The sequence below is a fragment of the Kitasatospora sp. NPDC057198 genome, from assembly GCF_042670125.1.
Taxonomy (GTDB): domain Bacteria; phylum Actinomycetota; class Actinomycetes; order Streptomycetales; family Streptomycetaceae; genus Kitasatospora.
In genome coordinates, this window is record NZ_JBHUWH010000327.1 from 1 (window position 1) to 9,065 (window position 9,065).

Sequence of the window (9,065 nt, forward strand, 5' to 3'; positions counted from 1 at the left end):
GGCGCGCCCCCCCCCACCGCCCGCCGGGCCGGAGGGGCCGGGCGGGCGGTGGCGGTGTGCGGTGGGGCTACCTGCTGGTGCGCGACCTGCCCCAGGCGGGGGCGACGAGGGCGACCAGGAGGACGGCGAACCCGATCTGCAGGAGGTGCCTGATCCAGTCGATTCCCCCGGTGTGCCGGACGCCGATCCAGCCGGACACCAGGTTGCCGATCAGGGCGCCGGCCGCACCGAGCAGCATGGTCAGCCACCACGGGATGGACTGCGGCCCGCGCAGGATCAGTTTGGCGAGGAGGCCCAGCACGAGGCCGATCAGCAGAATCCAGATGATTTGGAACATCGAAACCCAGCCCTTCCGGTCGGTCGCCGGCCGGTCGACGGCGGTGCGTCGTGCGGGGGTCCGCCGGCGTGCGGTCCGTACCAGCCATGATCGCTCGACCTGTCGCTCCGGGCATCTCGACGAAAATCCCCACCGGAAAGTTTGCAAAACCTCAGTAAAGGGTACGGGGGCTGCCCGAACCGGGGGACCCGGCGATTGCGTCACCGCAGGGTGTGGTGGGATAAACGAGCTGAGCGGACGTCACGTCCTACGGGGGGACACGGAGATGGCAGCGGGTTTCGGCTACGAACTGGGTGAACTGGCGAAGATCCAGCGGGAATTCCAGGCGATCCAGCAGCGCATGGGGGAGCTGTCCGAGCAGACCGGCCGGATCAAGGGGGTGATGGCCAAGGCCGTCACCACCGACCTTGCGGCCGGCGCCCTCGGCAACGTCATCGGCTTCGGCGCGGTGGTCGCCCGGGTGCGCGAACGGGTGAGTGCCGTCCAGCAGCAGATGGCCGCCCTGGAGAGCGCCAAGAAGCAGCTCACCGAGAACCTCGGCAGCGACGTCGGCAAGCTCGGCACCATCGCCAAGCAGTACGCGGAGGCCGAGCGGCGCGCCCGCGAAGGGCTCGGCAAGCCCGGCCAGGGCGCGCACCCCGGGCAGCCGGCCGCCCCGAAGAAGCCCGGCGGCTCCAAGCCCACCCCCGCGCCCACCACCCCGAAGAAGCCGGTGGCGACGCCGCCCGGCCCGAAGAAGCCCACCGGCGGGGGTACCGGCGGCAGCGACCCCAAGCCGGCCGTGTCGAACGAGGGAAAGATCGACAAGGGCGACGTCACCTTCCACGGCAAGGGCAAGTACAAGGGCGGCGAGGCGGCCTGCCGGGAGTACGTCTCCCAGGCGCTGGACGCGATGGGCATCACCGACCCGAAGGCCCGCGAGGCGTGGACCAAGGGCATGCTGACCATCGCCGGGCGCGAGTCCGCCTACAACTCGCCGAACTGGCAGGTCAACCAGGACGCGAAGCACGACGTCAACGTCAACGGGCCGATCCAGTCGGACGGCGCCCCGCTGAACTGCTCGCGCGGCGGCTGGCAGACCGTGCCGGGGACGTTCGCCGCGAACCACGTCAAAGGCACTTCGACGGACATCTACGACCCGGTGGCCAACTGCGCCGCGTCCATGCGGTACGTCATGAAGACCTACGGGGTCTCGGCGGACGGCCACGACTTGGCGGCCAAGGTGCAGCAGGCCGACCCGTCCCGTCCGCCGCACTGGTACTGATCCACCGCCGCACCGGCCTCCGCCGCACTGGTACTGATCCACCGCCGCACCGGCTCCCGCCGCACCGGCCTCCGGCGCGCCCGCCCCCGACGTCCCGGCCCTCGCCGGGCCCGTCGACCGGCAGGCGCGTCCGGGATTCACCGTTCACTCACCGTCACCTTCGACCTCCCAGGGATACACGTGCGTTCGCTCCGCCTCGCCGCCGCCACGGTGGCCCTCCTGTCCGCTGTCGCCGTCCTGTCGGCGTGCGACCCCGACGGCACCGACTCCGACGGCACCGGCACCGGTGCCGCCGCACCGAGCACCACCGCGCCGGGCACCACCGCGCCGGACGCCGCCGGGGCGAAGTCCCCCGGGGCGGCGAAGACCTCGGCCGCCTCCGACGGCGGCGCGGCCGGGAAGGCCGGGCGGCTGCCCGCCGGGGTGTGGATCGACCCGAAGGCGGTGCCGCTGAACGCCGCGCTGCACTGGAAGGCACCCGGCTCCGCCGCCAAGGCGCTCGGCGAGAAGGGCAGGCTCCGGATCGAGGAGCTGTGCAAGGCCCCGCGCGACGACTCCTTCACCGAGGTGCCGATGGTGGAGACCGCCTCGCTGGGCGGCTCGCCCGGGGACTGGACGGCGGACGAGACCATCGCCAGCTTCGGCTCGGCGAAGGACAGCAGCGGGCGGGCCCAGAGCGCCTTCCTGCTGCTGGGCTCCGTCGTGCAGGGCCTGAAGGACTGCGGCAGCGCCGTGCCGGGCGCGAGCGTGAAGGTCAGCTCCGAGGACAGCACCTTCGCCGCGGCCACCCTGACCATCCCGCAGGCGGGTGGCGGCAGCGTCGAGGTGCACGAGTACCTGTCCGTGCAGGACGGCTCGGTCGCCGAACTCACCCTGCACGCCGAGCTGCCCAAGGGCGGTCGTCCGAAGACCGCCTGGTCGGCCCCCGCCGACCAGGGCGTGCTCGACACCCTGGGCAAGACGGTCTGCACCGCCTTCGGCGACTGCTGACCCGCTCCGCCCCGCTCCACTCCGCTCCACTGCTCCGCCCCGCTCCACCGGGCCGGTCCGCGCACCCGCGGACCGGCCCGCGGCCGTTCACCGGCCGTCCCGGGGCCGACAGTTGGGGAGTTCTTGACCCGCCGGCCCTCGACAGGTACCTCTCACTCAGAGCTAAAATCGGAGGCATGGGAGAGCAGGCGGAACGCGACCGCGACCGCGACCACGGGCCGGACGCCGAGGAGTTCGCCGCCCTGCTGGTCGGCGTCCAGCGGCTGACCCGCCGCCACCTGCGGGCCGGGCTGGACCGGCCGCGGCTGCGCGGCGCCCAGGCCGAACTGCTGCGCCTGGTCGCGGACGCGCCGGGGATGCGGGTCTCGGAGGCGGCCGCGGAGCTGTCGCTGGCCGGGAACTCGGTCTCCACCCTGGTCAACCAGCTGGTCGGGCTGGGGCTGCTGCGCCGCGGGAGCGACCCGGCGGACCGGCGGGCGGCGCTGCTGTACGCCACCGGGGAGGCCGTCGAGCGGCTGGCCGCCTGGCGGCAGCGGCGCACCGAGCTGCTCGGCGAGGTGCTGGCGGAGCTGGACGGGGCGGACCGGGCGGCGCTGGCGGCGGCGGTGCCCGCGCTGCGGGCGGTCGCGGCCGGGCTGCGGGCCCGGGGGAGCGGCGCGGGAAAGGCGGAGGCGTGAGCGAGCAGGAGCAACCGGCCGTCCGGTGCCGGGAGTTGGCGTACAGCTTCCGGCGCGGCCGGGGCAAGGGCCCGGTGGTCCGGGCGGTGGACGGGGTCGACCTGGAGGTGCGCCCCGGCGAGGTGTTCGGGCTGCTGGGGCCGAACGGCGCGGGCAAGACCACCACGATCCGGGCGATCACCACCCTGCTGCCGACGGCGCGCGGCATGGTCGAGGTGTTCGGCCACGACTGCGCCGCCGAGCGCACCGCGGTGCGGCGGCTGCTCGGCTACGTCCCGCAGGCGCTGTCCGCGGACGCCGGGCTGACCGGGCGGGAGAACGTCGCGCTGTTCGCCCGGGTCTTCGACGTGCCCCGGGCCGAGCGCGCCGAGCGGGTCGCCCAGGCGCTGGCCGCCGTCGACCTGACCGAGGCCGCCGACCGGATGGCCGGCACGTACTCCGGAGGCATGGTGCGCCGGCTGGAGCTGGCCCAGGCGCTGGTCAGCGCGCCCCGGCTGCTGGTGCTGGACGAGCCCACCATCGGGCTGGACCCGATCGCGCGGGCGGGCGTGTGGGAGCGGGTGGACGCGGTGCGCCGGGCCACCGGCATGACGGTCCTCGTGACGACGCACTACATGGACGAGGCGGACCGGCACTGCGACCGGATCGCCCTGATGGACCGCGGCCGGATCCGGGCGCTGGGCACCTCCGAGGAGCTCAAGGCGCGGGTCCGCGCCGAGGACCCGGACCGGCAGGCGCCCACCCTGGACGACGTGTTCCGGCACTTCTCCGGCCGCGCGCTGGCCGACGATGCCAAGGAAGGGGAGTTCTCGGATGTCCGCCGCACCCGCCGCACCGCAAGCCGAGTCGGCTGAACACCCGTCCGCCGGGCCCGAGTTGGGCCTGCTGCTGGTTCCGCCGAGGGCCCGCACGGGCTGGCGGGTGGTGCCGGCCCGGGTGGGCGCGATGTGCGCCGTCGAGCTGCAGAAGCTGCGGCACGACCGCACCGAGCTGTACACCAGGGCGATCCAGCCCGCGCTCTGGCTGCTGATCTTCGGCGAGACCTTCACCCGGCTGAAGGCGATCCCGACCGGCGGCACCCCGTACCTGGACTACCTGGCGCCCGGCATCATCGCGCAGTCCGCGATGTTCATCGCCATCTTCTACGGCATCATGATCATCTGGGAGCGGGACTCCGGGGTGCTCACCAAACTGCTGGTCACCCCGACCCCGCGGGCCGCCCTGGTCACCGGAAAGGCGTTCGCCGCGGGCGTGAAGGCGGTGATCCAGGCCGCCGTGGTGGTGGTGCTGGCCGCGGTGCTGGGCGTCGGGATGACCGCGAACCCGCTGCGGCTGCTGGGCGTCGCGGTGGCGGTGGTGCTCGGCTCGGCGTTCTTCTCCTGCCTGTCGATGACCATCGCGGGCATCGTGCTGACCAGGGACCGGCTGATGGGCATCGGGCAGGCCATCACCATGCCGCTGTTCTTCGGCTCCAACGCGCTGTACCCCGTCGACCTGATGCCGGGCTGGCTGCAGGCCGTCAGCCGGGCCAACCCGCTCAGCTACCAGGTGGACGCGCTGCGCGGACTGCTCATCGGCACCCCGTCCCACCTCGCGCTGGACTTCGGGGTGCTCGCGCTGGCCACCGCGGCCGGGATCGCCGCCGCCTCCGCGCTGCTGGGCCGGCTGGCCCGCTGAGCGCCCGCCGGGCGCGGCGCACCGGCGCGCCGCGCCCCCGTGGGCAGCAGTGGGACGTCACATGTCGTTCAGGGTGGGGCGGACCTCCGGGCCGGCCGCCCCGCCCGCCGCGAGCAGCGCCTCCAGCGCCCGGTCCACCCGGGCCCGCTCGGCCTCCCCGCCCGGCGGCACCAGGCGCAGCGTCTGCCGCACCCACGCCGCCACCCGGGCCGCCGGGGCCTGGAGGAAGGCGTCCCCCTCCGGGGAGCAGAGCATCAGCGTCACCATCCGCCGCCCGTCCACCACCGCCGGCCAGACCCGCACGTCCCCCAGCCCGGTCGGCCGCAGCAGCCCCTGCGCCAGCAGGTCCCGGGCGAAGAACCAGCCGATCGGCACCGCCGAGTCGACGTGGAAGGCGACGTGCACCGCGTACGGGTCGTCGGGGCGGTACGCCAGCCGCGCCGGGACCGGGAATGCCTCCTCCGGCGACAGCAGCAGATCCATCACCAGGTCCAGGCGCAGCTCGGCGGGGCTCTCCATCACGGATGTCTTCTCCACTCGATCCGGCCCGGCGGGTCCGGGCTGGTCCGAGCAGGAGACTAGAGCCGCCCGGCGCGCCCCCCGCACCACCGGGCGCCAACGCTGTCCGGACGAACAGCGCGGCCCCGCCCCCGCCTGTGGGCGGCGACAAAACGATCCCCCGGGCGGCCCGACCGGCCGTCAACACCCGCCCGCCCCCTCACCCGTGGAACGCCCGTACGACCACCGTCCGTCCCGGCACCCCACGGCCTGCCCCGACCGCCCCGGGCCCCCGCGCCGACCGAGCGCGCCGCCCCGCGCCGCCTAGGCTCGCCGCATGGGCACCCGACTCCCCGCGGCGCCGGCCGACTCGGCCGCGCGACTGGCCGGCCACCTGCTCGACCGGCTCACCGCGCTCACCGAGGAGACCGTCCGCCGGATCCGCGACACCATGGCCGTCTACCGCAGCGCCGGGCCGCTGCCCGCCGGGGACCTCGCCGAATCCGTCCGCAGCAACATCGAGTTCACCCTGCGCCGGCTCGCCCACGAGGACGGCCTCTGCCTGGAGGCCCCGCGCCGCACCGGGCGGCTGCGCGCCGAACAGGGCGTCCCCGTCGCCACCGTGCAGTCCGCGTTCCGGATCGGCTTCGCCCACCTGTGGGAGACCATGGCCGCCGAGTCGCTGCGCCACGGCCTGGCCACCAGCGCGGAACTGGTGCAGATGGCCACCGACGTCTGGCGGTTCAACGAGGAGTCCACCACCGCCATGATGAACGCCTTCAACGAGACCACCGCACTGCTGATGGTCCGCCGCGACCAGGAGCGCTCCGCCCTGGTCGACGTGGTGCTGCGCGGCGGCATGGGCAACCCCGGCTCCGTCCTGGAGGCCGCCGACATGCTCACCCTCCCGTACGACGGCACCTTCGCCGTCGTCGTCGCGCACGCCCCCGGACTCGCCCGGCAGGCGCTGCCCGACATCGAACCCACCCTGCGCGAGCACGACATGGGCTCCGCCTGGCGGCTCACCCCCGACGCCCACATCGGCATCGTCTCGATGCGCGCCGCCGCCGCGATCGACCTGCTGGTCGACGCCCTGCGCGGCCAGACCGTCCGCCGGGCCGGGGTCAGCCCCTGCTACACCCGGCTCGACCAGACCCCGCAGGCGCTGCACCTGGCCCAGGTCGCCCTGGCCAGCTCGGCCCGACCGGACGAGACGGTCACCCTGTTCGACGCCAACCCGCTGCCGATGCTGGTCGCCTCCGCCCCCTCCACCGCCTCCCGGATCGGCAACCAGGTGCTCGGCCCGGTCATGGAACTCCCCGACGGGCAGCGCGAACAGCTGCTCACCACCATGTCCACCTGGTTCGCCGTGGACGGCTCCGCCGACAAGGCCGCCAAGCTGCTGTACTGCCACCCCAACACCATCCGCTACCGGCTGCGCCGGATCGAGCAGCTCTCCGGCCGCTCCTTCGAACGCCGCCTGGACTCCGCCGAGTTGTACATCGCCCTGCAGGCGGTGCTGCACCTGCCCGGGGTGGTCCGGGACCCGCTGGAGTGAGCGCCGCTCAGCCGGGCCCGGCGGGCCGCCGCCCCGGGTGGGCGGCCTGCCAGGCGGCCATCGAGTCGTCCCAGTCGGCGGCGGTCAGCGCGATCAGCGAGGCCGGGAACAGGCCGTCCTCCTCCTTGGCGATGTGCTCGTGCAGGTCCTCGAACGCGGTCAGCAGCGCCGCCCGGTCGGCGGGCGAGCCGAGGTCGACGCCGGCGAGCAGCGCGGCCAGCCCGCGGTGCTCGGCCTCCAGCGCGTCGATGTACGCGGCGAACTCCGGGTCCCCGCGCATCACCCGGAACAGCCCGTCCTCCTCGCCCCGCCAGTGCGCGGCCAACTCGGCGGCCAGCGGCGGCAGCAGCGCACCCGCCGCCGCCGGGTCGCCCGCCTCCAGCAGCCGGGCGATCTCCCCGGTCAGGTCGGTGGCCGCCTCGTGCTCCCGGATGAAGTCCTTGATCAGCGGGATCTCGCGGCACCCGCAGTAGTGGCACATCCGGCCAGTCTGGCCGCCGCCCCCCGCCCGCCCCGTGCGGCACGCCGGAGCGCCGGTCACGGCCGCCACCGCCAGACGGTGACGCCGCCGCCCCGGGCCACCGGGCGGTAGCCGGCCGCCGGGAGGGCCGCCAGGACGGCGAGTTGGCGCTCGCGCGGGACGGGGAAGTCGCCGGGGGAATCGACACTGGCGACCCACTCGGCGACGGGGTGGAAGTCGGGGCTCAGGTCGTCGGGGGACAGGCCGGCCGAGCCGGTGCCCGCCGGGTAGCCGAGGTACGGGAACAGCGAGACGGTGCAGCGCGAAGTCAGCTGCGGGGCCAGCGGGTTGGACGCCGCGACCCGCGCCCCGTCCGGCACCGCCGCCAGCACCCGGCGGGCCGTGAGCACGTCCGGACCGGGCCCCGACAGGTCGGGCAGCGGTGCGGCCAGCAGGGCGATCGCGCACATCGCCCCGGGCAGCCACCCCGTGCACCGCGCCCACCCCGGCCGGCGCGCCCACCGGGCCCGCCCCAGCCGCCGCAGACCGTCCAGCGCCGCGACGAACAGGACGGGCGCCAGCACCGCGTTGTAGTGCAGCGCGGTACCCCAGTACGCCGGGACGGGCGCCCAGAACCGGGCCGCCAGCGGCAGCACGGCGAGCAGCACCAGCGGGGAGCGCAGCGCCAGCAGCAGCGTGGGGGCCAGCAGCGCGCCCACCGTCACCCACTTGCCGGACGGCAGCAGCAGTCGCGCCAGCGGGTTCCCGTCCGCCGCGCCGCCCCAGTTCCCGTACGCGTAGGCGCCCGTCGGGTGCGCGGCCGGGATCAGCACCAGGACCGCCAGCAGCGTCCCGGCGACGGCGGCGCCGACCGTCGCCAGGCCCAGTGCCCGGCGGCGCCCGAGCAGCAGGACGCAGCCGCCGATCCCGGCCAGCAGCAGGCCCTGGTCCTCCTTCACCAGCAGCAGCGGCAGCCCCCAGCCCACCGCAGCCTGCCACCGGCCCCGGGCCAGCGCGACCACCGCGCCGGACAGCAGCGGGACGGCCAGCGCCACCTCGTGCACGTCGAACAGGCTCGCTCCGCACAGCTCCCAGGACGTCCCGTACGCCAGGCCGAGCAGCAGCCCCCGGCCGGGCCCGAACCACTCGGCGGCGAGCGCGGTGACCGGCACCGCGGACAGCGCCAGCAGCGCGGACTGCTCGACCAGCAGCGTCTCCGGCGCGGGCCGGAGCCGGTACAGCGGCGCCAGGACGGCCAGCGCCGGGCTGAAGTGGTCGCCGAGCAGCACGAACCCGGTGCCCTTGAGCGCCACCACCGGCGGCTCGAGGTGCGCGTAGCCGCGCACCGCCTCCTCGAAGATGCCCAGGTCGAAGCCGCCGGTCTCCATCCGCCACTGCCGGGGCAGCGCCAGCGCCAGGTGGAACAGCAGCAGCACCGGCACCGGGAGCAGGCGGAGCAGGCGGTGCGGGCGGGCCGGGCGGTGCGGGCGGGCCGGGCGGCGGTGGTGGCGGTGCGGGCGGGCCGGGCGGTGCGGGCGGGCCGGGCGGCGGTGGTGGCGGTGCGGGCGGGCCGGGGCCTCGGGGAAAAGGGAAAGGGGCACTCT

At 75.2% G+C, this 9,065-nt stretch carries 10 protein-coding genes; 6 read left to right on the plus strand and 4 right to left on the minus strand.

Annotated features, from left to right (window positions below):
• Nucleotides 1-67: 67 nt before the first annotated feature.
• Nucleotides 68-337, minus strand: a complete 270-nt coding sequence (locus tag ACFUEL_RS28615) for a GlsB/YeaQ/YmgE family stress response membrane protein (protein ID WP_380239657.1) — start codon at nt 335-337, stop codon at nt 68-70.
• Between the two features lie 265 nt (nt 338-602).
• Between ACFUEL_RS28615 and ACFUEL_RS28620 the strand changes: the two genes are divergently transcribed.
• The 5 genes from ACFUEL_RS28620 to ACFUEL_RS28640 all read left to right on the plus strand — a co-directional run bounded on the left by ACFUEL_RS28620 (nt 603) and on the right by ACFUEL_RS28640 (nt 4,945).
• Nucleotides 603-1,601 carry a hypothetical protein gene (locus ACFUEL_RS28620; RefSeq protein ID WP_380239658.1) on the plus strand — a complete coding sequence of 333 codons (999 nt, stop codon included), beginning with the start codon at nt 603-605 and terminating at the stop codon, nt 1,599-1,601.
• Between the two features lie 180 nt (nt 1,602-1,781).
• Nucleotides 1,782-2,591 (plus strand): hypothetical protein, encoded by an 810-nt coding sequence (locus ACFUEL_RS28625; RefSeq protein WP_380239659.1) that lies wholly within the window; start codon nt 1,782-1,784, stop codon nt 2,589-2,591.
• 176 nt (nt 2,592-2,767) lie between these two features.
• Complete coding sequence (locus ACFUEL_RS28630; protein WP_380239660.1) at nt 2,768-3,268, plus strand: MarR family winged helix-turn-helix transcriptional regulator; 501 nt, start codon at nt 2,768-2,770, stop codon at nt 3,266-3,268.
• Complete coding sequence (locus ACFUEL_RS28635) at nt 3,265-4,122, plus strand: ATP-binding cassette domain-containing protein (protein ID WP_380239661.1); 858 nt, start codon at nt 3,265-3,267, stop codon at nt 4,120-4,122. The genes ACFUEL_RS28630 and ACFUEL_RS28635 overlap by 4 nt, the downstream gene beginning before the upstream one ends.
• Nucleotides 4,082-4,945: an ABC transporter permease gene (locus tag ACFUEL_RS28640; RefSeq protein ID WP_380239662.1), complete on the plus strand. Its 864-nt coding sequence runs from the start codon at nt 4,082-4,084 to the stop codon at nt 4,943-4,945. The genes ACFUEL_RS28635 and ACFUEL_RS28640 overlap by 41 nt, the downstream gene beginning before the upstream one ends.
• A gap of 57 nt (nt 4,946-5,002) precedes the next feature.
• Here the strand turns inward: ACFUEL_RS28640 and ACFUEL_RS28645 are convergent, their stop codons facing one another.
• Nucleotides 5,003-5,464, minus strand: coding sequence for an SsgA family sporulation/cell division regulator (locus ACFUEL_RS28645; RefSeq protein ID WP_380239666.1), 462 nt, complete (start codon nt 5,462-5,464; stop codon nt 5,003-5,005).
• Between the two features lie 316 nt (nt 5,465-5,780).
• Between ACFUEL_RS28645 and ACFUEL_RS28650 the strand changes: the two genes are divergently transcribed.
• Nucleotides 5,781-7,001 carry a PucR family transcriptional regulator gene (locus tag ACFUEL_RS28650; RefSeq protein ID WP_380239663.1) on the plus strand — a complete coding sequence of 407 codons (1,221 nt, stop codon included), beginning with the start codon at nt 5,781-5,783 and terminating at the stop codon, nt 6,999-7,001.
• Between the two features lie 7 nt (nt 7,002-7,008).
• Here ACFUEL_RS28650 and ACFUEL_RS28655 read toward each other — a convergent pair whose 3' ends face one another.
• On the minus strand, nt 7,009-7,482 hold the full coding sequence (locus ACFUEL_RS28655; protein WP_380239664.1) for a hemerythrin domain-containing protein: 474 nt from the start codon (nt 7,480-7,482) through the stop codon (nt 7,009-7,011).
• Between the two features lie 56 nt (nt 7,483-7,538).
• Nucleotides 7,539-9,065: DUF2079 domain-containing protein (locus tag ACFUEL_RS28660; protein ID WP_380239665.1), on the minus strand; the 1,527-nt coding region annotated here is incomplete at its 5' end.

What these genes read in the sequence shown, in the direction of transcription:
- ACFUEL_RS28630 (WP_380239660.1), top strand. Translation starts at nt 2,768, where the DNA reads ATGGGAGAGCAGGCGGAACGCGACCGCGACCGCGACCACGGGCCGGAC.
- ACFUEL_RS28615 (WP_380239657.1), bottom strand. Translation starts at nt 337, where the DNA reads ATGTTCCAAATCATCTGGATTCTGCTGATCGGCCTCGTGCTGGGCCTC.
- ACFUEL_RS28655 (WP_380239664.1), bottom strand. Translation starts at nt 7,482, where the DNA reads ATGTGCCACTACTGCGGGTGCCGCGAGATCCCGCTGATCAAGGACTTC.
- ACFUEL_RS28640 (WP_380239662.1), top strand. Translation starts at nt 4,082, where the DNA reads ATGTCCGCCGCACCCGCCGCACCGCAAGCCGAGTCGGCTGAACACCCG.
- ACFUEL_RS28645 (WP_380239666.1), bottom strand. Translation starts at nt 5,464, where the DNA reads ATGGAGAGCCCCGCCGAGCTGCGCCTGGACCTGGTGATGGATCTGCTG.
- ACFUEL_RS28650 (WP_380239663.1), top strand. Translation starts at nt 5,781, where the DNA reads ATGGGCACCCGACTCCCCGCGGCGCCGGCCGACTCGGCCGCGCGACTG.
- ACFUEL_RS28620 (WP_380239658.1), top strand. Translation starts at nt 603, where the DNA reads ATGGCAGCGGGTTTCGGCTACGAACTGGGTGAACTGGCGAAGATCCAG.